23 protein-coding genes are annotated in these 23689 nt (G+C 64.1%); 16 read left to right on the top strand and 7 right to left on the bottom strand.

Annotated features, from left to right (window positions below; all coding sequences use genetic code 11):
- Positions 1 to 63: 63 nt before the first annotated feature.
- Both AC1DXS_RS22940 and AC1DXS_RS22935 read left to right on the top strand, forming a co-directional pair.
- Entirely contained in the window at positions 64 to 510 is a 447-nt protein-coding gene (locus tag AC1DXS_RS22940; protein ID WP_477739751.1) for a type II toxin-antitoxin system RatA family toxin, read from the top strand.
- A complete protein-coding gene (locus tag AC1DXS_RS22935; RefSeq protein WP_477739750.1) occupies positions 497 to 853 on the top strand; it encodes an RnfH family protein in 357 nt (118 codons plus the stop codon). The genes AC1DXS_RS22940 and AC1DXS_RS22935 overlap by 14 nt, the downstream gene beginning before the upstream one ends.
- A 55-nt stretch (positions 854 to 908) precedes the next feature.
- On the opposite strand, the gene AC1DXS_RS22930 is transcribed toward AC1DXS_RS22935, so the two are convergent.
- A complete protein-coding gene (locus AC1DXS_RS22930) occupies positions 909 to 1448 on the bottom strand; it encodes a DUF4124 domain-containing protein (RefSeq protein WP_477739749.1) in 540 nt (179 codons plus the stop codon).
- Between the two features lie 188 nt (positions 1449 to 1636).
- On the opposite strand from AC1DXS_RS22930, the gene guaB reads away from it, so the two are divergent.
- The 6 genes from guaB to tadA all read left to right on the top strand — a co-directional run bounded on the left by guaB (position 1637) and on the right by tadA (position 7781).
- Positions 1637 to 3106, top strand: a complete 1470-nt coding sequence (guaB, locus tag AC1DXS_RS22925; RefSeq protein WP_477739748.1) for an IMP dehydrogenase — start codon at positions 1637 to 1639, stop codon at positions 3104 to 3106.
- Positions 3107 to 3176: 70 nt separating this feature from the next.
- On the top strand, positions 3177 to 4796 hold the full coding sequence (guaA, locus tag AC1DXS_RS22920) for a glutamine-hydrolyzing GMP synthase (protein WP_477739747.1): 1620 nt from the start codon (positions 3177 to 3179) through the stop codon (positions 4794 to 4796).
- A 20-nt stretch (positions 4797 to 4816) separates the two neighbouring features.
- Complete coding sequence (locus AC1DXS_RS22915) at positions 4817 to 5401, top strand: 2'-5' RNA ligase family protein (protein ID WP_477739746.1); 585 nt, start codon at positions 4817 to 4819, stop codon at positions 5399 to 5401.
- A gap of 64 nt (positions 5402 to 5465) precedes the next feature.
- On the top strand, positions 5466 to 6104 hold the full coding sequence (locus AC1DXS_RS22910) for an FMN-binding negative transcriptional regulator (protein ID WP_477739760.1): 639 nt from the start codon (positions 5466 to 5468) through the stop codon (positions 6102 to 6104).
- Position 6105: 1 nt separating this feature from the next.
- The gene (locus AC1DXS_RS22905) at positions 6106 to 6333 is read left to right on the top strand and encodes a hypothetical protein (protein ID WP_477739745.1); all 228 of its coding nucleotides are present in this window, start codon (positions 6106 to 6108) and stop codon (positions 6331 to 6333) included.
- Between the two features lie 47 nt (positions 6334 to 6380).
- Positions 6381 to 7781: a tRNA adenosine(34) deaminase TadA gene (gene tadA / locus AC1DXS_RS22900; RefSeq protein WP_477739744.1), complete on the top strand. Its 1401-nt coding sequence runs from the start codon at positions 6381 to 6383 to the stop codon at positions 7779 to 7781.
- Here the strand turns inward: tadA and AC1DXS_RS22895 are convergent.
- Entirely contained in the window at positions 7765 to 8373 is a 609-nt protein-coding gene (locus AC1DXS_RS22895) for a trimeric intracellular cation channel family protein (protein WP_477739743.1), read from the bottom strand. The genes tadA and AC1DXS_RS22895 overlap by 17 nt on opposite strands.
- Positions 8374 to 8442: 69 nt before the next feature.
- Here AC1DXS_RS22895 and AC1DXS_RS22890 point away from each other — a divergent pair, with 69 nt between their 5' ends.
- The gene (locus tag AC1DXS_RS22890; RefSeq protein WP_477739742.1) at positions 8443 to 9372 is read left to right on the top strand and encodes an LD-carboxypeptidase; all 930 of its coding nucleotides are present in this window, start codon (positions 8443 to 8445) and stop codon (positions 9370 to 9372) included.
- Positions 9373 to 9514: 142 nt separating this feature from the next.
- Here AC1DXS_RS22890 and AC1DXS_RS22885 read toward each other — a convergent pair whose 3' ends face one another.
- Positions 9515 to 9856 carry a hypothetical protein gene (locus AC1DXS_RS22885; protein ID WP_477739741.1) on the bottom strand — a complete coding sequence of 114 codons (342 nt, stop codon included), beginning with the start codon at positions 9854 to 9856 and terminating at the stop codon, positions 9515 to 9517.
- 318 nt (positions 9857 to 10174) lie between these two features.
- Here AC1DXS_RS22885 and AC1DXS_RS22880 point away from each other — a divergent pair, with 318 nt between their 5' ends.
- The 3 genes from AC1DXS_RS22880 (at position 10175) to AC1DXS_RS22870 (ending at position 15229) form a co-directional block, all read left to right on the top strand.
- Positions 10175 to 11602, top strand: a complete 1428-nt coding sequence (locus AC1DXS_RS22880) for an aldehyde dehydrogenase family protein (protein WP_477739740.1) — start codon at positions 10175 to 10177, stop codon at positions 11600 to 11602.
- Between the two features lie 134 nt (positions 11603 to 11736).
- Positions 11737 to 12672, top strand: a complete 936-nt coding sequence (locus AC1DXS_RS22875) for an FHA domain-containing protein (protein ID WP_477739739.1) — start codon at positions 11737 to 11739, stop codon at positions 12670 to 12672.
- Positions 12673 to 12715: 43 nt separating this feature from the next.
- Positions 12716 to 15229 (top strand): penicillin acylase family protein, encoded by a 2514-nt coding sequence (locus tag AC1DXS_RS22870; protein WP_477739738.1) that lies wholly within the window; start codon positions 12716 to 12718, stop codon positions 15227 to 15229.
- A gap of 21 nt (positions 15230 to 15250) precedes the next feature.
- Here AC1DXS_RS22870 and katE read toward each other — a convergent pair whose 3' ends face one another.
- On the bottom strand, positions 15251 to 17425 hold the full coding sequence (katE, locus tag AC1DXS_RS22865; RefSeq protein WP_477739737.1) for a catalase HPII: 2175 nt from the start codon (positions 17423 to 17425) through the stop codon (positions 15251 to 15253).
- A gap of 107 nt (positions 17426 to 17532) precedes the next feature.
- Positions 17533 to 17802, bottom strand: a complete 270-nt coding sequence (locus tag AC1DXS_RS22860; RefSeq protein WP_477739736.1) for a hypothetical protein — start codon at positions 17800 to 17802, stop codon at positions 17533 to 17535.
- A 403-nt stretch (positions 17803 to 18205) separates the two neighbouring features.
- Between AC1DXS_RS22860 and AC1DXS_RS22855 the strand changes: the two genes are divergently transcribed.
- From AC1DXS_RS22855 to AC1DXS_RS22845, 3 genes are read left to right on the top strand one after another with little or no spacing between them, the layout of a single operon-like run.
- Complete coding sequence (locus AC1DXS_RS22855; RefSeq protein WP_477739735.1) at positions 18206 to 18649, top strand: response regulator; 444 nt, start codon at positions 18206 to 18208, stop codon at positions 18647 to 18649.
- A 39-nt stretch (positions 18650 to 18688) separates the two neighbouring features.
- A complete protein-coding gene (locus AC1DXS_RS22850; protein WP_477739734.1) occupies positions 18689 to 19054 on the top strand; it encodes a hypothetical protein in 366 nt (121 codons plus the stop codon).
- A 36-nt stretch (positions 19055 to 19090) separates the two neighbouring features.
- Positions 19091 to 19282, top strand: a complete 192-nt coding sequence (locus AC1DXS_RS22845; RefSeq protein ID WP_477739733.1) for a hypothetical protein — start codon at positions 19091 to 19093, stop codon at positions 19280 to 19282.
- A gap of 21 nt (positions 19283 to 19303) precedes the next feature.
- Here the strand turns inward: AC1DXS_RS22845 and AC1DXS_RS22840 are convergent, their stop codons facing one another.
- Together AC1DXS_RS22840 and AC1DXS_RS22835 are read right to left on the bottom strand one after the other, a co-directional pair.
- Entirely contained in the window at positions 19304 to 20224 is a 921-nt protein-coding gene (locus AC1DXS_RS22840) for a hypothetical protein (protein ID WP_477739732.1), read from the bottom strand.
- Between the two features lie 102 nt (positions 20225 to 20326).
- Complete coding sequence (locus tag AC1DXS_RS22835) at positions 20327 to 21055, bottom strand: hypothetical protein (protein ID WP_477739731.1); 729 nt, start codon at positions 21053 to 21055, stop codon at positions 20327 to 20329.
- A 291-nt stretch (positions 21056 to 21346) separates the two neighbouring features.
- Between AC1DXS_RS22835 and AC1DXS_RS22830 the strand changes: the two genes are divergently transcribed.
- The coding region (locus AC1DXS_RS22830; RefSeq protein WP_477739730.1) for a HAMP domain-containing protein at positions 21347 to 23689 on the top strand (2343 nt) is incomplete at its 3' end.

The following is a 23689-nucleotide window of genomic DNA, read 5'->3' as shown; positions in this document are numbered from 1 at the left end:
AAAGAATGGGGGCGAAAAMCGGAAAGTACAGTGCCAATACAATTGCGCCCAGCCTTCCATTGTATGAAAACCGTTCACAAGTCCGTTTTAATCTGGTACAGCGCCGCCGAGATGTACGCCCTGGTCACCGACGTCGCCCGCTACCCCGAGTTTTTGCCGTGGTGCGACCAGGCCTCGGTGCTGGAAGAAAATGCGCACGGCATGACAGCCAAAGTCGGCATCTCCATAGCCGGGCTCTCGCAAAGCTTCACCACGCGCAACGTCCACGAGAAAGACCGCAAGGTCAGCCTCAAGCTGGTCGACGGCCCGTTTTCCAAGCTCGACGGCCATTGGGATTTCACGCCGGTGGGCAAGGGTGAGGAAAGAGCCTGCAAGGTCGAGTTCAGCCTGCGCTATGACTTCGACAATGCAGCGCTGGCCGCCTTGGTCGGCCCCGTGTTCGACAAGATCGCGGGCAGCCTGGTCGATGCCTTTGTCAAAAGAGCTTCGGACGTCTATGGTGAGCCCTGAAGGCAGCACGCTGCTCAGAATCAAGCTGGTGTACTCACCTGCGCCGCGGCAGGTACGTGAATGGACGCTGGAATTAGCGGGCGGCGCAACGGTTGCCCAGGCACTGGCCGCCGGCGGGGTGTTCGAAGAATTTCCTGACCTGAAAGCTGTCCGCCTTGTGCTGGGCATCTGGGGCCGCAAAACCACACCTGGGCATGTGCTGCGGGACCAGGACAGGGTGGAAATCTACCGCGGCCTGCGTGTGGACCCCAAGGTGGCGCGCCGTGAGAGATTCAATCGCCAGGGCGCCAAGCGGGCCGGGCTGTTTGCCAGGACCCGCGCCGGGGCCAAGGCCGGCTATTGACGGCAAGCGGGAAGGAAGGCGTGCCGCCTGTCGCTTCCTGCGTTCCTTGCTCTCGTTATTTGCAGTCGCTGCTCACAATGCCCTGGGTCCGCTTGATTTCGGCCGCCCTGGCGTTGTCGTCCATGTAGTCGCGCTCACCCTTGGCGTTGGTGTAAGGAATCCGCTGGCCTGATTGAAGACCGGCCAGCGATTTTTTCGCCCGGTCGCAGTTCTCGGCCTTGGCCTTGGTGACTTTTTCTTCATCCGCCTGCTTTTTGGCGGCTGCTTCGTCTTCCGCCTGTTTTTTCTTGGCTTCGAGCTGCGCGTCTTTGCCGGTCAGCTTGGGCGCGTTGGGATCAGCTTTGGCCACGGGGGCGGAGGCTGCCGCACCGGGTGCCGCCGCAGGTTCTTCACTCGGGGCGGGCTGGGCCACCACGGGAGCGCCGCGCGGCGTTTTGAGGATATTCTTTGCCGGAATGTCGGCCGGTGGCGAGCGGTCGCTGTAGACCTTGCGGCCATCCTTGTCTATCCACTGCCACTGCGCCACGGCGGAGAGTGAAAATGCGCCGCCGGCGAGAGCCAGGATGAGTGTTCTTGAGACGAGTTTGATGTCCATTTCGTCAGTGTAGCGCTGTGTGGTGCGGTTTTCGCAGGGTTCCCAGGCAAAGCTGCGGCAAAGCGGTCTTTTTACAACCTGGGCGCAGCAGCGGTGCAACGGCCGCGCCGAGCGAGCGGCGCACGCTAGGGGTTAGTACCGACAGGTTTTTGCGACAAGGGTACAATCGTGTTTTTGGAGCCATCCCTATGCGCCTACTCGGCAAAGCGCTCACCTTCGACGACGTATTGTTGGTGCCAGCGTTCTCCCAGGTCCTGCCCAAGGACACTTCACTTTCCACCCAATTCTCCCGAAACATCCGCCTGAACCTGCCGCTCGTGTCTGCGGCCATGGATACGGTCACCGAAGCCCGGCTGGCCATCGCCATCGCCCAGGAAGGCGGCATAGGCATCGTTCACAAAAACCTCACGGCCCAGCAGCAGGCCGCTGAAGTCGCCAAGGTCAAACGCTACGAAAGCGGCGTTCTGCGCGACCCGGTCGTCATCACCCCCACCCACACCGTGCGCCAGGTCATGGCGCTCAGCGAACAGCTCGGCATCTCCGGCTTCCCCGTCATTGACGGCGGCCGGGTTGTCGGCATCGTGACGGGACGCGACATGCGTTTCGAATCGCGCATGGACGTGCCGGTCAGCACCATCATGACGCCGCGCGAGCGTCTGATCACCATCTCCGAAACCGCCTCGCTGTCCGACGCCAAGGCGCTGCTGAACAAGCACCGCCTGGAGCGCGTGCTGCTGGTCAACGACAACTTCGAGCTCAAGGGCCTGATCACCGTCAAGGACATCACCAAGCAGACCACCTTCCCGAACGCCGCGCGCGACGCGCACGGCCAGCTGCGCGTGGGCGCCGCCGTCGGCGTGGGTGAGGGCACCGAAGAGCGCGTTGAGGCCCTGGTCAAGGCCGGTGTCGATGCCATCGTGGTGGACACCGCCCACGGCCACAGCAAAGGCGTGCTCGACCGGGTGCGCTGGGTCAAGCAGAACTACCCGCAGGTCGACGTCATCGGCGGCAACATCGCCACCGGTGCGGCCGCACTGGCGCTGGTCGAAGCCGGCGCCGACGGCGTCAAGGTCGGCATAGGCCCCGGCAGCATCTGCACCACCCGCATCGTCGCGGGTGTCGGCGTGCCCCAGATCATGGCCATCGACAACGTCGCCACCGCCTTGCGCGGCACCGGCGTTCCGCTGATCGGCGACGGCGGCATCCGTTACAGCGGCGACATCGCCAAGGCCATCGCGGCCGGCGCCAACACCGTGATGATGGGCGGCATGTTTGCCGGCACCGAGGAAGCCCCGGGCGAAGTCATCCTGTTCCAGGGCCGCAGCTACAAGAGCTACCGCGGCATGGGCAGCATTGGCGCGATGCAGCAGGGCAGCGCCGACCGCTACTTCCAGGAGTCGAGCACCGGCAACCCCAACGCCGACAAGCTGGTGCCTGAAGGCATCGAGGGCCGCGTGCCCTACAAGGGTTCCATGGTCGCCATCGTGTTCCAGATGGCCGGCGGCCTGCGGGCCAGCATGGGCTACTGTGGTTGCCCCACCATCGAGGACATGCGCGACAAGGCCGAATTCGTCGAAATCACATCGGCAGGCATTCGCGAAAGCCATGTTCACGACGTTCAGATTACCAAGGAAGCGCCGAACTACCGGGCTGATTAAGCCCCGAACGGCCCGAGGCGCCTGATGAACCAGGCGCCTTTTTCTTTTTTTGCCTTGGAGTAACACCCTCATGCAGCACCAGAAAATCCTCATTCTCGATTTCGGCTCCCAGGTCACGCAGCTGATCGCCCGCCGCGTGCGCGACGCCCACGTTTTCTGCGAAGTCCATCCCTGCGACGTCAGCGACGAATGGGTCCGTGAATATGCCAAGAACGGCACGCTCAAAGGCGTGATCCTCTCAGGCAGCCACGCCAGCATTTACGAAGAAACCACCGACAAAGCGCCGCAAGCCGTCTTCGAGCTGGGCCTGCCGGTGCTGGGCATCTGTTACGGCATGCAGGCCATGGCGCATCAGCTGGGCGGCAAGGTCGAGGGCGGCCATAAGCGCGAATTCGGCTCCGCCGACGTGCGCGCCCGCGGCCACACCACGCTGCTCAAGGGCATCGCCGACTACACCACGCCCGAAGGCCAGGGCATGCTCGACGTCTGGATGAGCCACGGCGACAAGGTCACTGAAATGCCGCCGGGCTTCAAGCTCATGGCGTCCACCGATTCCTGCCCCATCGCCGGCATGGCCGACGAGGATCGCCGTTTCTACGCGGTGCAGTTCCACCCGGAGGTCACGCACACCAAGCAGGGCAACGCCATCCTCAAGCGCTTTGTGCTCGATATCTGCGGCACGCGCCAGGACTGGGTCATGGGCGACTACATCAGCGAAGCGGTCGAGAAGATCCGCCAGCAGGTCGGCGATGAGGAGGTCATCCTGGGTCTCTCAGGCGGCGTCGATTCGTCGGTCGCCGCGGCCCTGATCCACCGCGCCATCGGCGACCAGCTGACCTGCGTTTTCGTCGACCACGGCCTGCTGCGCCTGAATGAAGGCGATATGGTCATGGACATGTTTGTGGGCAAGTTGCACGCCAAAGTGATTCGTGTCGATGCCAGCGACCAGTTCCTCGGCCACCTGGCCGGCGTGAGCGAGCCCGAAGCCAAACGCAAGATCATAGGCCGCGAGTTTGTCGAGGTGTTCAAGGCCGAGGCCGCCAGGCTCAAGGCCGGCGACGGCGGCCACAAAGGCGCCAAATGGCTGGCCCAGGGCACGATCTACCCCGACGTTATCGAATCCGGCGGCGCCAAGAGCAAAAAAGCCGTCACCATCAAAAGCCACCACAACGTCGGCGGCTTGCCTGAGCAACTGGGCCTCAAGCTGCTGGAGCCGCTGCGCGAACTGTTCAAGGACGAGGTCCGCGAACTCGGCGTGGCGCTGGGCCTGCCGCACGACATGGTCTACCGCCATCCCTTCCCCGGCCCCGGCTTGGGCGTGCGCATCCTGGGCGAAGTCAAAAAAGAATACGCCGACCTGCTGCGCCGCGCCGATGCGATCTTCATCGAGGAACTGCGCAATTTCAAGGACGCAGCCACCGGCAAGACCTGGTACGAGCTCACCAGCCAGGCCTTTACCGTGTTCCTCCCGGTCAAAAGCGTGGGCGTGATGGGCGACGGCCGCACCTACGATTACGTCGTGGCCCTGCGCGCCGTGCAGACCAGCGACTTCATGACGGCCGACTGGGCCGAGCTGCCTTATGCGCTGCTCAAGAAGGTCTCCGGCCGCATCATCAACGAGGTGCGTGGCATCAACCGCGTGACCTACGACGTGAGCAGCAAGCCGCCGGCCACCATCGAGTGGGAGTGAACGGAGTGGAGGCCTGAGCCATGCCCGGGCAATCTTCCCTATTCGGCTTTGAGGAAGACGCCAAGCCGACGGACAGGCTGTTTTTCGCGCTTTTTCCCGACGCCGAGGCTGCGGGGCGTATCGCCGAATGCGCCCGGCAACTGCGCGCTGAGCACGGCCTGCACGGCGCGCCACTCAAAACCGAACGCTTTCACATCACGCTGCACCACCTGGGCGACTACGTCGGCTTGCCGCAGGGTGTTGTCGAGATGGCGAGCCAGGCTGCCGCAGCGGTCAGGGCGGCGCCGTTTCCCGTAACCTTTGACCGCGCTGCGAGTTTTTCCAGCTCCCCGCGCAACCGGCCCTTTGTGCTGCGAGGCGACGCCGGCCTTGCCGAGCTGATGGTGTTCCAGCGGGCATTGGGCTTTGAGATGGCCAAGGCCGGGCTGGGACGCTGGGCGAAACCGGCTTACACCCCCCACGTCACCTTGCTCTACGATGACCGCGCGGTAGCCGAACAGGCTATAGCGCCCATCCGCTGGACGGCCGGCGAGTTTATCCTGGTGCGCAGCCTCATAGGCCAGACCCTGCACATTCCATTGGCTCGCTGGCCCCTTCGGCCCTGAGTGTTTGGGCGGCCTTGCCGGCAGACCCGGGAAATCCTCGCCGTTTTGGCCTATGCTTCAGCCCATGTACCTGCCGCCCCAATTCAAAGGTGACAGCGCCCAGGCCGCGGCGCTGATCAATGAGCACCCCTTCGCCAGCCTGATCAGCGTCGACGACGCAGGCCTGCCCTATGTGACCCATTTGCCGCTGCATCTTGAAATGCGGGGCGAGCAGATGGTCCTGCTGGGTCATGTGGCCAAGCCCAACCCGCATTGGCGCTACCTGCAGGCGCGGCCCCAGGCGGTCGTGACATTCCTCGGGCCGCACGCCTATATGTCGCCCAAGGTTTACCCCGACTTGGCACGGGTGCCGACCTGGAACTACCTGGCCGTGCACTGCACCGTGCAAGTCACACTGGTGGAAGACCCGCTGGCCAAGGACCGCCTGCTCAAAAAACTCATAGGTGACCACGAGCCGCCTTTTGCCCAGCAGTGGCGTGACCAGGGCGAGGAATTTGCCCACAAGATGCTGGCCGGCATCGTGGGCTTTGAGCTGCAGGTGACCGAGTTGCAGTGCAAGATCAAAATCAACCAGCACAGGCGCGAAGCCCATGCTGCGATGAAAACCATTTACGCCGCCGGCAATGAGGACGAGCGCGCCCTGGCCGGCTGGATGGATCGCCTGGGCATTTCGGCCGGCAACGACAACGCCAAGGAGGCTTGATATGCGCGGTATTTTCAGCATCGTGGGTCTGCTGGTCACCTTGGCCATCATCGGTTTGCTGGTCAAAAAGCAGCTCGGAACCCAGGTGGCCGTCCCGGCGACGCCCGGCGTGCCTGCCGTTTCCGCCGACGCGCCGCCGCAGGTGCGCAGCCAGCAAGCCCAGCAGCAGGTCAAACAGGCCGTCGAGGGCGCTCTGCAACAGGCCCGTCCCACGCCGGATGAGAAGTAAGCCGGGAAGAATCGGTCCCCGCCTCCACAGGCCGGGTTGAAGTGGTCATGAGCGACGAAACTTTCATGCAACAGGCGCTGGCCCAGGCGCGCATGGCTGCGGCAGCGGGCGAAGTGCCCGTGGGTGCGGTGGTGGTGCGGCACGGCGAGGTCATCGCCACCGGCCGCAATGCACCGGTCGACGGGCATGACCCGACGGCGCATGCCGAGATCGTGGCCCTGCGCGCGGCAGCGCAGGCACTGGGCAACTACCGTCTCGACGACTGCGAACTTTTCGTCACGCTGGAGCCCTGCGCCATGTGCAGCGGCGCCATGCTGCATGCGCGGCTGCAGCGTGTGGTGTTCGGCGCGGCCGATCCCAAAACCGGCACGGCCGGCTCGGTCGTCAACCTCTTTGACCAGCCTCAACTCAACCACCAGACCCGCTTGCAGGGTGGCGTGCTGGCCGGGGAGTGCGGTGGGCTGTTGCAAGCTTTCTTCCGCCAGCGGCGGGCCGACAAGCGCGAAGAGGCGCGCCTGGCGCATCCGCTGCGCGACGATGCGCTGCGCACGCCCGACGCTGCGTTTGAAGGGCTGCCCGATTACCCGTGGCGGCCCCGTTATGTCAGCGACCTGCCCGCGCTGGGTGGGCTGCGCATGCATTACCTGGATGAAGGCGGAGAAAGCAGGCAAGGCGAGGGCGGCCTGACCTGGCTGTGCCTGCATGGCAACCCGGCCTGGAGCTACCTGTACCGCAAGATGGTCCCGGTGCTGTTGGAGGCCGGGCACCGGGTGGTTGCGCCCGACCTGATCGGCTTCGGCAAAAGCGACAAACCCAAGAAAGACAGCTTCCACAGCTTCAGCACCCATCGCCAGATCCTGCTGGAATTGGTCGAAAGCCTGGACCTGCAAAACGTGGTGCTGGTGGTGCAGGACTGGGGCGGCCTGCTGGGCCTGACGCTGCCCATGGCGGCGCCACAGCGCTACAAGGGTTTGCTGGTCATGAACACCACGCTGGGCACCGGCGATGCGCCGCTGCCCGCGGGCTTTGTGGCCTGGCGCGAGATGTGCGCGAAAAACCCGGAGTTCGACGTCGCACGCCTGTTCGCCCGCGGCAACCCGCAGATGAGCGCCGCCGAGTGCGCGGCCTACAGCGCACCTTTTCCCGACAAAGGCCACCGCGCGGCGCTGCGCGCTTTTCCGCCCATGGTGCCGGACAGTCCCGATGCCGACGGCGCCGCCATTTCACGGCAGGCGCGCGGCTTCTGGCAAAACGACTGGACTGGCCGCACTTTGATGGTGGTCGGCGCGCAGGACCCTGTGCTGGGCCCACCCGTCATGCGCGAACTGCAGACGCTGATTCGCGGCTGTGGCGAGCCCGAGGTGCTGCCGCAGGCCGGGCATTTTGTGCAGGAGCACGGCGAGCCGGTCGCGCGGCTGGCTGCGGCCTTCTTCAACCCGGCAGCTTGAAGACCGGCAAATGCCAGCCCATGAAGATGGCGCAGATCCGCAGCGCTGCCACGGCGACCAGGCCCGCCCCGAAAGCCCATGAAGGCTTGAGTCCCAGCGTCTTGAGCAGCAGATAAAGCGTGATCCCTCCGATCGCGGCGCTGGCGTAAATATCCTGGCGCAGCAGCAGCGGCACCTGGTTGCTGCAGATGTCGCGCATCAGGCCGCCCGCCACGCCTGTCATGGTGCCCATCACCACCACAATGACGGGCGATAGCCGCGCCGCTTCGGCCAGTTGCGCGCCCGAGAGCGCGAACAGCGCCAGCCCCAGTGCGTCGGCCACCAGCAGGGCCTGCGACGGAATCGGCAGCAGTTGCACATACAGCACGGTGCCCAGCGCCGCCGCGGCAATCACCAGCAGGTAGGCGGGCCTGGCCATCCAGAACACCGGATGCCGGTTCATCAGCAGGTCGCGAAGGGTGCCGCCGCCTATGGCGGTCAGCGCCGCCAGCACCAGCACGCCCAGCAGGTCGAGCTGCAATCTCCCGGCCGCCAGCGCGCCGCTCACGGCAAAGACGGCAACGCCCAGCAGGTCCAGCACATACAGCATCATGGTGGCCCTGTTTATACCTGCTGCCGTGCAGGCGCGGAAAGTTGCGGCGGCAGTGGGATACTTGCACCCGTGAAAAAACATATCTACATCTACTCCCCCTCCAGCGCCGTGCGCGACAAAGCCGCTTTCAAGCGCGGTGTGCAGCGCCTTACTGCCCTGGGCCATGAAGTCGAAGTCGACATGGACGCACTTGCGCGCCACCAGCGTTTCGCCGGTGATGACGACACCCGGCTGGCGGCCATCCACCGCGCGGCCGCCAGCGGCGCCGACGTGGCCCTGATCTCACGCGGCGGCTACGGCCTCTCGCGCATACTGCCGGGCATCCAGTACAAAGCAGTCGCCAAAGCCATCGCTGGCGGCACCCGCTTTGTGGGCCTGAGCGACTTCACGGCCTTCCAGATGGCGGTGATGGCCAAGACCGGCGCCGTGACCTGGGCCGGCCCCGCATTGGGTGAGGATTTCGGCGCCCAGGCGCCGGACGACATCACCGAAGCCTGCTTTGACGACCTGATCACGGGGCAGGGCGAAGGCACGGGCTGGCAATTGCCTAAACTCGCGGCCGACGCCAAGCCGGCCGCCGATTTCATGGTCAAGGATGCGGTGCTCTGGGGTGGCAACCTGGCCATGCTGTCTTCGCTGGTGGGCACGCCCTACCTGCCGGCCGTCAAGGGTGGCATCCTGTTTATCGAGGACGTCGCCGAACATCCCTACCGTGTGGAACGCATGCTCACGCAGTTGCTGCACGCCGGTGTGCTGGCGCAGCAAAAGGCCATCATCTTCGGCCAGTTCACCAACTACGCGCTGGTGCCGCACGACAAGGGCTTCAAGCTGGCGACGGTCATTGCCTGGCTGCAAAGCAAGGTCAAGGCGCGTGTGCTGACGGGATTGCCTTTCGGCCATGTGCCGACCAAGGTGACGCTGCCCGTGGGCTTGAAAACCACCCTGGCGGTGGAGGGTCGCGATGCTTTTGTGCTCTGGGGCCACCTGCACCACCACTGAGCTGAACCGGTATTGCCCCAAGGGGCAAAAAGCGGACAAAAATAAACCAGCTAGAAGCTGGTTTAAAAAGTTGCCTTGGAGGCCAGGAAGAAACTAGAGAAACTGGAGAAACCGAAAAAGAACCGAAAACAAAAAAATAAGGTCAGGTGGTGAGCGGGCTGGACCGCGAACTTAGGCCGCGGGGCAGCATACCCTTGAATTTGTCACTGATGCGGCTGACTTTTTCACGGGCGATGGTCTCGCCGTGCATGGCTGCCAGCACCGCCATCACATCGCCGCGGGTGTACCAGAGGCTTTGGACGTCCTGCGCATAGCGCACGCGGCGGGTGATCTTGGGATAGTGTTTTTCGCCGAACTCGCCCAGCTCGTCGATGATGAACTGGCGGATGTCCTCGGTGCGGTCTTCCAGCACCGACGGCGTGACTTCTCCAGAGCCCAGCAGGGCCATGAAGCTGCTTTTCAGATTAGGTTTTAACCAGCGCATTTGCCACACAACTTTCTACCGAAACATCCCTGGAATATATTTAGCTGCATCACCTCGAACGGCGTCTTCTGTTAGATTAAGACGACATCTAATCATTTGCAAGGTGTTTTGTGTGAAATGGTTAACGCAAAACAACAAATGAATCAAGGAGTTAGTAACCAGATGTCAAGTCGATTCTTGAATTGAACACTGTTTAAATCTTTAGGCCTACACGGCGATTTTGCCTGTGAGTCGAAAGTCACCCTCCCTTTTTTCGGCATTATTCACATCTTTTCAGGCCCCTTCCAGGGCCTTTTTTGGACCGCCATGAGCACACAAATGACCGCATACCCCGCGCACTACATCAACGGCCAGTGGGTCAAGGCCCAGTCCTCCGAGACGCTGCCGGTCCATGATTCGAGCACCGAAGCCTTGATGGCGACGGTGCCTGCAGGCACTGCGGCGGAAGCCGAAGCCGCCGTGCTGGCGGCGCGCGCAGCCTTTGACGGCTGGTCGGCCCTGCCGGTCGAGACCCGCGCAGCCTACCTCGACAAGATCGCGGCCGGCGTCAAGGCCCGCACTGAAGACCTGGCCGTGGCCATTGCACGTGAAGTGGGCATGCCGCTGAAGATGGCCCGCGCCGTGCAGGTGGGCGGCCCGGCCTGGCATTGGGGTAATTTCGCCAAGGTGGCGCGCCAATTCCAGTGGGAAAAGACCGTCGGCAACTCGCTGGTGGTGCGTGAAGCCATTGGGGTGGTGGGCTGCATCACGCCCTGGAATTTCCCGTTGAGCCAGATCACGCTGAAGATCGCGCCGGCCATGGTGGCGGGCTGCACCGTGGTGCTCAAGCCCAGCGAAATCGCGCCGGTCAACGCCATGATCCTGGCGGAAATCATCCATGAGGCGGGGGTGCCCCCCGGCGTGTTCAACCTGGTCAACGGCATGGGCCCGGTGGTGGGCGAGGTGCTGGCCACGCACCCGGAAGTTGATATGGTGAGCTTCACCGGCTCCACCCGCGCCGGCAAGCGCGTGGRTGAGCTGGCCAGCCAGACCATCAAGCGGGTGGCACTGGAGCTGGGCGGCAAGTCGGCCAGCGTGGTGCTCGACGACGCCAATTTCGAGGCGGCCGTCAAGGGCACGGTCTCGGCCTGCATGCTCAACAGCGGGCAGACCTGCTCGGCGCATACACGCTTGCTGGTGCCTGCCGGCCGCTATGAGGAGGTCAAGGCCCTGGCCCAGGCCGCCGTCGCGAAATTCAGCGTGGGCCCGAGCCTGGAGGAGGGCAGCAAGCTTGGCCCCCTGGTCAGCGCCGGCCAGCGCGACCGCGTGCTGGGCTTTATCCGCACCGGCATTGAGGAAGGCGCGGATGTGATTGCCGGCGGCGCCGAGGCGCCGGCCTTTGACAAAGGCTATTTTGTCCAGCCCACCATTTTGGGTATCAAGCCGACCGACACCCTGGCCCAGGAAGAAATCTTCGGCCCTGTGCTGGTGGTCATTCCCTACAAGGACGAAGAGGATGCCGTGGCCATCGCCAACAGCACCATTTACGGCCTGGGCGGCGCCGTCTGGAGCGGCACCGACGAGCACGCGATGAAGGTCGCGCGCCGCCTGCGCACCGGCCAGGTCGACATCAACGGCGGGCCTTTCAACGGCCAGGCGCCGTTCGGCGGTTACAAACAGTCGGGCAACGGGCGGGAGAACGGCGTTTATGGCTTCGAGGAATTCCTGGAATTCAAGGCCATGCAGCTCAAGCCCAGCGCGAGCTGAGTTTTTGCGCCCCGGCCCCGGCTCCGCCCGGCCGGGCAGGTGGCCAGGGCAACGCGCCGGTACGCCTTTGTCATAAGTTCTATGTGCTACTTATGTTTTAATGGCGTCAAAACTACAAGCAGTTACATCGATTTATGGCAGAAGTTACCGTCGTTTTTGCCGATCTCACAGGAAGCACCGGGGTTTTTGAATCACTGGGCAATGCCAAGGCCACACAGGCCATCACGCGACTGACCCAGTGGATAGGCAAGGTCTGCCATGCCTACCGCGGCCACGTCATCAAATACCTGGGCGACGGCGTGCTGGTGGTGTTTCCCGACAATGCGGACGCCGTCGACGCGGTGACCGAACTGCAGCGGGTTCACCGCGACCGCATCCGCAACTGGCCTGAGCAGCTCAAGATGCGCCTGCAAGTGGGCGTGGCGCGCGGTGAAATCGTCGAGCAGGACGGCGACTGCTTCGGCGACGCTGTCAACCTGGCCTCGCGCCTGAGCGACCTCTCGGGTCCCGACCAGATCCTGTCCACCGACGCCGTCATCCGGCACTTACCGTCTGACACACTCGTGCGTTCCCGAAGCCTGGGCGCGCTTGAAATCCGCGGCCGGATCGAGGCTTGCCTGGTGCACCGCATCGAATGGCAGTCCGAAGTCATGTCCGAATCCTTCACCGTGCCCGCCAGCCTCACGGTGCCGTCGGCGACCCCGCCCGCGGCGGCCCTCGCGTCGATAGAGCTGTCCTGGCTGGACATCAACACGGCTTTCGCCTCCACCGAATTGCCCATCTTCCTGGGCCGCGACCAGGATGCGCATTTTGTGGTGCAAGACCCGCGCGTTTCCCGCAGGCACGCCAGGATCGAATGGCGCGCCGGCAAGTTCTTCCTCGAAGACGTCAGCAGCTACGGCACCTGGGTGCGCTTTGCGGACAACGCGGCGGTGATCGCGCTGCGCCGGCAGGAGTGTGTGCTGCTGCTCGAAGGCGAGATCGCCCTGGGCGCTCCCTTTGAGGATTTCACCGTGCCCACCGTCAGTTTCAAGTTCGCCGACGGCAAAATGCACTTGCAGAAAAAATAAACCGCGCCGTTGGCCGCGCGGTCAACTTGCAAGGGGCATGGGCTTGATCTGGTTCAAACGGTTTTTTGCCGCTTTGGCGGCGCTGCTGCTGCTCGCCGCCGCAGCGGCCGGCATCTATGTCTACAGGGCCGGTCCCGCGCTGGACGGCGAGTTGCGGGCCGCCGGCCTGCGGGATCGCGTGAGCGTGGCGCGCGACCCCTCCGACGTCACCCACATCAAGGCCCAATCCCCGCGCGACGCCTGGTTTGCCCTGGGGTATGTGCATGCGCAGGAGCGAGGCTGGCAGCTCGAATTCAACCGGCGCGTCATGCACGGCGAACTCTCCGAGGTGTTCGGCCCGGCCACGCTGGAAACCGACAAGCTGCTGCGCACGCTGGGCGTGGTGCGCGCCGCCGAACGCCAGTGGCAGGGCCTGCCCGCCGAAGGGCGCCAGGCCATGCAGGCCTACAGCGAGGGCATAAACGCCTTTTATGCCGGCTCTTCGCAGGCCTTGTCGCCCGAATTCCACATCCTGGGCGTCAAGCCCGGCGGCGCTTCCGGTGTGGCCTGGTCGCCCACCGACAGCCTGGCCTGGTCGCTGATGATGGCGCTGGACCTGGGCGGCAACTGGGGCACCGAATTCGCGCGCCTGTCCGCCGCGCGTGTGCTCAAAACCCCCGAGCTCTGGCAGCTGTTTCCGCCGTATCCCGGCGAGCAGCCGGCTTCCCGGGTGGACTTCAGCAAGCTCTACGCGGAACTCGGCGTGTACCGCGCAGACCTCCCGACCGCGCCGAAAGTTTCAATCACCACGCCGGCTCCCGCCGCGCTCGCCATGGCCGACAGCATCAACAGCTGGGCCGCCGCACTGGGTGACGTGGAGGGCAAGGGCTCCAACAACTGGGTGGTGGCCGGCGCGCGCACCGCGAGCGGCAAGCCATTGCTGGCCAACGACCCGCACCTGGGGCTGTCGGCTCCGGCCGTCTGGTATTTCGCACGCCTGCAGGCGCCGGAGAGTGGCGGCGGCGCAGGCCTGGACGTCATAGGCGCGACCTTGCCGGGCCTGCCGTTTGTGGTCATTGGCCGCACCGAAAAAATGGCCTGGGGATTCACCAACACCGCGCCCGACGTGCAGGACCTTTACCTTGAACAGATCAATCCCGCCAACCCGCGGCAATACCGCATCCCGTCCCCAGGCGCTTCCCAAGCCACTGAAGCCTGGGCCGATTTTGAAACCCGCAGCGAAACCATCAAGGTCAAGGGCCAGCCCGACATCCAGCTGGAGGTGCGCGAAAGCCGCCACGGCCCCGTGCTCAGCGATGTGCAGAAGTCGCATGCCGAGCTGCTCGACACCCGCAAGTACGTCATTGCGCTGCGCTGGAGCGCCCTGGATGCCGACAACCAGACGGTGCTCGCCGGCCTGCGTGCCAACCGCGCCCAGTCCACCCAAGAGCTGGTGAAGGCCTTTGCCGCCTACCACTCGCCCATGCAAAACGTCGTGACGGCGGACGTCGCAGGCGGTGTGGCCTTCAAGGCTGTCGGCAAGGTTCCGCTGCGCAAGCCCGACAACGACATCCTCGGCGTTGCGCCCTCGCCGGGCTGGGACGCTCGCTACGACTGGGCCGGCTGGCTGCCCTATGTACAAACGCCGGAGGCCGGCCGCGCCGCCATCGAGGCCAAGGGTTGGTGGGCCACGGCCAACCAGCGCATCACGCCGCCGGCTTACCCGTTCTTCATCGGGGCGGACTGGACCGTGCCTTACCGCTACGACCGGATTGAGCAACTGCTGGCGGCCAATCCGCGACACGACGTCGCCTCCATGGAGAAAATCCAGGGCGACCAATATTCAGCGGCGACCGCCAGGCTGCTGCCTTTCCTGCAAAAGACGCTGGCTCAGCCGCCCGCCCATCCGCTGGCCGAAGCCGCGCGCAAAACCATGGCCGGCTTTGACGGCGTCATGCGGGCCGACCAGGCTGCGCCGCTGGTGTTTGCCGCCTGGGCGGACGAACTCACACGCGGCATCCTCGGGGGCAAGCTGGGCGAGGCGACCTTCCGGCCGCTTTACGGCAAGCGCCATTTCCGCGGCACGCTGGAAGACATCCTTGAGCACCAGGATACCGCCTGGTGCGGTGCTGCCGGGTGCGACTCGCAATCAGCGGCGGCGCTGGCGCGGGCGCTGGACCGCCTGCAGGGGGCTTACGGCGACGACGTGGGCAAGTGGGCTTGGGGCAGGGCGCATGTGGCGCTGTCGGCGCACAAGCCCTTCGGCAATGTGGCCTGGCTTGCGCCCTGGTTCGACGTGCGAGTCCCCACAGGCGGGGACACCTTCACGGTCAATGTGGGCCAGCACTGGGCCACCGGCGACGCCACGCCCTTTGCCAACCGGCAGGCCGCATCCCTGCGCGCGGTGTACGACATGGGCGACCCGGAAAAATCCCGCTTCATCTACCAGACCGGTCAGAGCGGCCTGGTGTTTTCAGGCCGCTACCGCGACATGCGCGACAGCTGGGCCGCGGTGCAGTACCGGCCCCTGCAGATGAACCCGCCGGCCTTCGCGCACCAACTCACGCTGGCACCCTGAAGGCCCGAAGCTCCAGACGGTTTATGCCGGAATCGCGTCCACGTTGAGCCGGTCCCAGTGACGATGCTGCGCGATCGCCGCCAGCAAATCCTGCGACACCTGGCCATCCGTCACCTTGCGCGCATCGGCAATGATGACGCCCGGCGTGGGCTCGCTGACCGCTTCCGGGTCTTTGCCCAGGCTGAAACCCAGGGTCGACAGCAACTGCGCGCCGTCGTTCACCGCGCAAATCGTCTTGCAGTGCTTGTAGGCCTCCAGCACAAAATGCACCGCCTCGCCCATGGCACCCAGCGTGGCGACGCTCTCGCTGCCGCCGGGTATCAGTACCGCGTCAAACATCACCGAGGGCATGTTGGTGAAGGTGTGGTCCACCGCCAGCTGCCGCCCCGATGAGGTGCTCACGGTGCCCAGGTGCGGCGCGACCAGCTTGCACTGGGCGCCGGCGTCCTGCAGGTCCTGCTGCAGGCGCTTGAGCGCCGCGGCCTCCACGCCGTCGGCCACCAGGATGGCCACCTTGCGCGTCTTGGCGCTGCCGCCGGGGCGGCCCACCATGCGCAGGGCCGGGTCATCCTCCACCTTGCTGGTGATGCGGTGCTCGCGAAAACCCAGCCGGCCGGCCGCGGCCTTGGGGTCTGGCGGCTTGATGCCCAGGGGCGCTGCCACGCGCGTGGCCAGCTTCAGGTCCACATGGGCCAGGTTGTCCACCATGCGCTGGCGGATCTCGGGCACCTCCACCTTGGAAAGCTCAAAACGAAAGGCCGCCACGATGTGGTCTTTTTCCGGCAGGCTCTGGCTGTTCCAGAACAGCGCGGCCTGGGAAAAATGGTCGTCAAACGATGGGCTGCGGCGCCGGATTTTCGGCGGCTCCAACTGCTCCGGATAAGACTGGAATCCCTGCGCGCCGCCATCCACCCTGAACTCGGTGCCGTTGCCCAGCGTGTTGGGCTCGTAGGCGACCCGGCCCTTGGCGATGGCCTGGCGGTGCATGCCGTCGCGCTGGAAATTGTGCATGGGGCAGACCGCCCGGTTGATCGGGATCTCATGGAAGTTGGCGCCGCCCAGGCGTGACAACTGCGTGTCGGTGTACGAGAACAGCCGGCCCTGCAGTAGCGGGTCGTTGGAAAAATCAATGCCCGGCACCAGGTGGCCCGGGTGGAAGGCCACCTGCTCGGTTTCGGCGAAGAAGTTGTCCGGGTTGCGGTTGAGCACCATCTTGCCGATGAGCTGCACCGGTACCTGCGATTCGGGAATCAGCTTGGTCGGGTCGAGGATGTCAAAGCCCAGTTCACTTTCCTTGCCCTCATCAATGATCTGCACGCCCAGCTCCCACTCCGGGAAGTTGCCGCTATCAATCGCCTCCCACAGGTCGCGCCTGTGGAAGTCGGGGTCTTTGCCGGCGATCTTCTGCGCCTCGTCCCAGGCCAGGCCGTGCACGCCCAGCTTGGGTTTCCAGTGGAACTTCACAAAAAAGGCGCCGCCCCGGGCGTTGATGAAACGAAAGGCGTGCACCCCGAAGCCCTCCATCATGCGAAAGCTGCGCGGCACGGCGCGGTCCGACATGGCCCACATCAGCATGTGGGTGGATTCCGGCATCAGCGAGGCGAAGTCCCAGAAGGTGTCGTGGGCGCTGGCCGCCTGCGGCATTTCGTTGTGGGGCTCCGGCTTGACCGCGTGGACCAGGTCCGGGAACTTGATCGCGTCCTGGATGAAGAACACCGGGATGTTGTTGCCCACCAGGTCGTAATTGCCCTCGGCGGTGTAGAACTTCACCGCGAAGCCGCGCACGTCGCGCACCGTGTCGGCCGACCCCCGGGAGCCGGCCACGGTGGAAAATCGCACGAAGACCGGTGTTTCCACATCCGGGTCCTGCAAGAAACCGGCGCTGGTGTACTGCACCATGGACTTGTAGGGCTTGAAATAGCCGTGCGCGCCCGCGCCCCGGGCATGCACCGCGCGCTCCGGAATGCGCTCGTGGTCGAAGTGGGTGATTTTTTCGCGGAGTATGAAGTCCTCCAGCAAGGTCGGGCCGCGCTCGCCGGCTTTCAGCGAATTGTGGTTATCCGGGATTTGCAGTCCCTGGTTGGTCGTCAGCACGGCGGCGCTGCCCGCGGTAAAGCTTTCGAGCTGGGTTTTCTTGTCTTTGGCGCCGTCCGTGTTCCGAAGAGGGTTGGCAGTGTTGCGCTTGGAGGGCGGCATGAACATCCTTGTGTAAAAAGAGACTGCGCCCGGGAGTCCCCAGGCGGATTCGAAACGAAAGGCGCGCAAACAGAGAAACAGAGAGGAGCGCGGGCTCCGCGTGCCGGTCAGTTGTCGAGCACGCCTTCCAGCACTTTGACGGTGGCCAACAGGCCCAGCGCCGCGACCGTGCCGGCCAGGCACCAGGCCATGAATTCCTGCAGGACTTCCGCCACGTTGTCCGGCAAGGCCATGGACACCAGGAACAGGCCCGCCGCGCAGACCAGCACTGTCAGGAACGCGTGGAGCAGGTCGATGTCGCGAGGGCTGGCATGAACTCGCCAGGCGGTCAGCAGCCCAGCGGCCATGCCTGTCAAAAGTCCGGCCATCAGCTTCATGGTGGTGGTTTCCTGTGGTTGGTGAGTTGTCGTTGCGTGGTGCATGGACAATACGGCCGCCCCGGCACGCGGGTGGTAGCCTGATGTCGGCGTGCCGTGTAAGGGCTTTCTGCTCCTTGCGTAAGACTCGGCTTACCGGCTGCTCAACACCGGCTGTCTGTGCTTGTGCGGCTTTGCAGGCGGCGGCGTTTTGCCCGTCCCGACCTTGCTTTAACGCATGTTCGCCACGACGCGTAGCCTTTTCTCCTACAAGGCCACGCTCGCCCCTCCGGCACACGGCGCCCGGCCGTGCGCGTAAATTGGAATCCATGAAAACCGGTGCGGGCGACAGCTACCCTTCCTGCTGTTCGTGGCGCTCCACACTCCTCTTACCGTTGCCCTTGTTGCGGATTGGCGCCTCACCATGAAAATGCGAACCTACCTCGTTGAAGACAATCCCACCATCCGCGACAACCTGATCAGCACGCTGGAAGAACTGGCCCCTGTTGAAGCGATCGGCACCTGCGAAACCGAGGACGAGGGAACGCAGTGGCTGACCCGTCATGAAACCCAATGGGACCTGGCTATCGTCGATCTGTTCCTCAAGCAGGGAAGCGGCTTGAGGATTCTGGAAGCCTGCCGCAAGCGCAGCCCTTCCCAGAAGGTGGTGGTTTTCAGCAACTACGCCACGCGGGAAATGCGCATGCGCTGCGCCGAGCTCGGCGTTGACGCCGTTTTCGACAAATCCACCGAAATCGATTGCCTGCTGGCCTACTGCCTTACCCAAAGCCGCAAGCTGGGAGGCGCGGCCAATGACGACTCCCGGGATTTTGGAAGCTCCATGGGGTCCAGTCTGCAATCCGCCTGAACCCGCACCAGCACACACAAGAACACCAAGGTTTTGACCATGAGTACGCCGATGGCTTCCCTCACCGCTACGCCAGTTGACATCCCGCCCCAAAGCGGGCCGCGGCGGCTGGATGATGATGTTTTTCAGACGGCCGAGGAGGCCGTGCTGGTGGAAGGGCAGGGCAGCGCCGCGGGACTGTCGCCGGGTGAATCAGTGACTGCGGATAGCCGCCGCGATGCCCGCGAGGCTGGGCTTAGCGGGCGCCATGGTGTGCCTTTCGTTCAGCGGGTCCGCACGTACGTCGCTGAAAAGCCCTGCCAGTCCGCCTTGATGGCTGCTGCGGCGGGGGCGCTTGCGATGATGGTCCTGCGCTCGCAGTTGCGCGGCCGGCTCACGCTGCCCCGCTCGTTGCGGCCGCGATAAGGCCGGCGTTCGCGCCAGTACCACGGAAAGTTTCCAATGCCCATGCACCTTCATGTTCCGCAACCGCCTTCGGGCACCCCCGGCATTCATATTCCCCAGGAAATGCCGCCGTTGATCGTGCCGCCGGAGCCCGGCACGCCACCCGAGGTCACCGACCCGCCGCCGCCCGAGCCCACGCTGCCCGTACGCGAACCCGGCACCAACGCGCCACCACAAGCCGTTTTGTAACGGCGATTGCGGGCCCTTTGCTCAGGACGCCTGCTGGCGCTGGTATTCCGCCCGCTTCATGGCGAGGTAGCTTTCCTTGTCCACTTCATGCAACTGGCGCGCGTACTGCTCGGTCGCGTCGAACCAGTGCCGCAGCCGCGCCTCCAGCTGTTGCGCTTGCGGCTTGTCCAGTGAAGCGAGATAGGCTTCTATGGCCAGGTAGTAGCGCATGGTGTTGCGCTCCACCGTGCCGCGCATGCCGTCCACATAGCCATTGGCGGAGCCGCGTTGCACTTGCGTGAACCCGACCTTGCCGCTGCCGGCCGTTGCGAGGTAGCCTTGCATGGCCAGGCGGCCGGCGACACCGTAACCGTATGAATAGCGCAGGTGCATGAAAGTCTTGCCCCCCGGAAGCGGCACGGCCTGCAGCTCGATGCGGTAGTTGTTCGTTCCCAACGGGCCTTTGTCCGACCTGAGCTGCGCCGCCAGGTAGTCGGATGAGCTCGCCACCAGCCGGTAGTTGAACTGCAGCGCGAAGGCGTCTTCCAGCTCTTGCTCGGTCTTTTTGCCGATGTGCATGTTCAGCAGGCTCGGGCTTTCGTCCGCGCTGGCGCGGCAGTACTTGGTGTTGATGTGCAGTATCAGCACATCGCACCAGCGCCTGGGGCTTTTGAAAGTGCCGCTGACCGTGGCGAAGGGCGAATCGAGCACCGCATATGCACTGCCGGTCACGGCATTGGCGCCTTCGGACGATTCCAGGTACAGCGGCCTGCGGTAGGGGTTCTGCGCAAGCTGCCCGGCCAACGCCGCATGCTTTTCAAGCAGGGCCGTCGCGCCGGATTCGGGGCTCGCGGCAGGCGCCTGTTGCGTTTGCGCGCCGGCCGGGAGGTGGAGCGCGCAAAACAGCGGGCCGCACAGCAGGGCAATACGACCGAGACGCCCAAGGCACCATAGAGGTTTCATGCCTCGAGTGTGCCCGCGCGAGGAAGGCCTGTTTTGCATACGCTCCTTCGTCCTACATGCAGTCGCCGCAAGCATGAAGAAATGGGAAGCCCGAGGGCCTGCTCAGGCTTGCATCGTTTCCGCCAGCGCTTGCGGATCCGTCTGGGCGGTAGCTTCGAATTGAAGTGTGATGCGGTTTCCCATCCGTGTCAGGCCCACGGATTCCTGCAAGGCCAGCAACTGCAGGTCGCGCCACTCCAGCGGTCGGTAAGGAGGTTTGTCCGCGATGCGCAGGGGCTCGGCGGTGTCATGCGCCTTGAGTTCGACGTGCAGCGAAAGAATGCCCTGCGCGAACTCGGCGCCTATCAGCACTTTGCCGGGCACGGCCGCCGCATCGGTCAGGGTGATGAGCGCCGCCGTCAGCACGTTGCGAAGCGCGGCCTGGGGCAGTTGCACGGCGGGGCTTTGGGTGTTGTCGACGACGGTGAAACCTTTGAAGGAGAGCTGCGTCACCACCATGCCCAGGCATTCCTCGATGCCCGCAGCGGCTGGTACCAGACGCTTTTCCTTGGGCGCGAGCCAGCTCATCAGCTCAACACAGGAGGCGGCCGCTTCTTTTGAAAGAGCCACGATGTCGCGCGCGTTCCTCAGCAGTGCTTCCGGATCCGCGTCCGCCTTTTGCAGGCGCCGCTCGAGCATCGCCGCCACCATGGCAATCGGCTGCAGCGTCCCCGCGATGTCGTGGCGTATCACCGGCGCCAGCCGGCGCAGCAGTGCATAGTGCGCCGCTTCCGCCTCGCGCTTTTCCAATCCGTTTGCCTGTTCCGCCGTACTGCTGGACTGAACGCTCATGATGCTGCCATTGATAGAGGTTACGAAAACTGCAGCAATCTGCAGGACCCCACGCCGCGCAACCAAACACATTTGGCCGCGATATTTTCAAGGCGTAACCACAAAATATACAGCGATGAATTTGGAATTCATGTAAGCCAAAACCGACAGTTGAACGGCTGTGACAGGCGCGCCGCACATTGTTTTCTTGGTTAAGAAATTAGTGCGAGATTTCATTGTCATTCTGTATCTTCCCGAGTAATCTCGGCACCCGTTTCTACAAAAAGTTACCCTCAATACAGGATGAACAGCATGGAAGCTTTGACCAAGCTTTCGGTGGTGGAGCGCGACACCGAATTGAAGTCCATTCTCAAATCCCTGAGCGCGCTCAGGCGTGGGGAGGCCGGCGTCACACTGCCAACCGAATGGGACGGCGTCTACGGAAAGATCGCCGCCGAATTCAACCAGCTCTCGGCCATGACGACCGCGACCACCAGCCGCTGCAAAGGCCTGGCGTCCAAGTCCCGCCTGGCAACACGCGCCAGCCGGCGCCTGCCCGAGGACAAACTCTCGGGCTTCTGGCTGCAAAACGCGATGGCCATCAACACCGTGCTCGATGAAGCCGAGACGGTGACGGAGCAGACCAAGGTGGTGCTGACCGCCTTGACCGACCTCAAAAAAGGCGACGCACGCGCTTCGCTGCCGCAAGACTGGACCGGTGTTCCCGGCAAGGTCGCCGACGCCTTTAACGACGTGGTTTCTGAAAACGTGCGCATGGCCCGTGAGCTCGAACGCCTGAGCCGCGTGGTCGGCAAGCAGGGACGCCTCAAGGAGCGCGCCTTTGTGCCAGACGCTTCGGGTTTCTGGCGCGACTCCGCCGAGTCCATCAATTCGCTGATCGCCGACCTGGTGCACCCGACCAGCGAAGTGGCGCGCGTGATAGGTGCCGTGGCGCAAGGCGACCTGTCCAAGAGCATGGCACTGGAGGCCGAGGGCAAGGCGCTTGAAGGCGAGTTCCTGCGCACCGCCATGATCATCAACAAGATGGTGGAGCAGCTGGGCACCTTCTCGGCCGAAGTGACGCGCGTCGCACGCGAGGTCGGTACCGAAGGCAAGCTGGGCGGCCAGGCTGATGTGCAGGGTGTGGCCGGCACCTGGAAGGACTTGACGGATTCGGTCAACTCCATGGGCTCCAACCTCACGGCGCAGGTGCGCAACATCGCCGAGGTGACGACCGCCGTGGCGGCCGGTGACCTSTCCAARAARATCACSGTGGACGTGAAGGGCGARATMCTGGAACTCAAGAACACCATCAACACCATGGTGGACCAGCTGCGRTCCTTTGCATCGGARGTRACGCGGGTGGCGCGCGARGTGGGTACCGARGGCAAGCTGGGCGGCCAGGCCGATGTGCAGGGCGTGGCTGGCACCTGGAAGGACTTGACCGACAACGTGAACTTCATGGCCGGTAACCTGACCAGCCAGGTGCGCAACATCGCCGACGTGACCAAGGCCGTGGCGGCCGGTGACCTCTCCAAGAAAATCACGGTGGACGTCAAGGGCGAGATTCTCGAACTCAAGAACACCATCAACACCATGGTGGACCAGCTCTCCTCATTCGCATCGGAAGTGACGCGTGTGGCGCGCGAGGTGGGCACCGAAGGCAAGCTGGGCGGCCAGGCCGATGTGCAGGGTGTGGCCGGCACCTGGAAGGACTTGACCGACTCGGTCAACTCCATGGGCTCCAACCTCACGGGCCAGGTGCGCAATATCGCCGAGGTGACGACGGCTGTGGCCGCCGGCGACCTGTCGAAAAAGATCACGGTGGACGTGAAGGGCGAGATTCTTGAACTCAAGAACACCATCAACACCATGGTGGACCAGCTGTCTTCATTCGCCTCCGAAGTGACGCGTGTGGCACGCGAGGTGGGCACCGAAGGCAAGCTGGGCGGCCAGGCCGACGTGCAAGGCGTTGCCGGCACCTGGAAGGACTTGACCGACTCGGTCAACTCCATGGGCTCCAATTTGACGGGCCAGGTGCGCAACATTGCCGAGGTGACCAAGGCCGTGGCGGCCGGTGACTTGTCCAAAAAGATCACGGTGGACGTCAAAGGCGAAATCCTGGAACTCAAGGCCACCATCAACACCATGGTGGACCAGCTGCGGTCCTTTGCGTCGGAAGTGACGCGGGTGGCGCGCGAGGTGGGTACCGAGGGCAAGCTCGGCGGCCAGGCCGATGTGCAGGGCGTGGCCGGCACCTGGAAGGACTTGACCGACTCGGTCAACTCCATGGGCTCCAACCTCACGGGCCAGGTGCGCAACATTGCCGAGGTGACGACCGCCGTGGCGGCCGGCGACCTGTCCAAAAAGATCACGGTGGACGTGAAGGGCGAGATMCTGGAACTCAAGAACACCATCAACACCATGGTGGACCAGCTGCGATCCTTCGCCTCTGAAGTGACGCGCGTGGCGCGCGAGGTGGGCACCGAAGGCAAGCTGGGCGGGCAGGCCGATGTGCAGGGCGTGGCCGGTACCTGGAAGGACTTGACCGACTCGGTCAACTCCATGGGCTCCAACCTCACGGCGCAGGTGCGCAACATCGCCGAGGTGACGACCGCCGTGGCGGCCGGTGACCTGTCCAAAAAGATCACCGTG

The organism is Polaromonas sp. P3_B1, assembly GCF_056402935.1.
The sequence above is the reverse complement of the archived record's forward strand: the minus strand, read 5'-3'. Positions and strand labels throughout refer to the sequence as shown.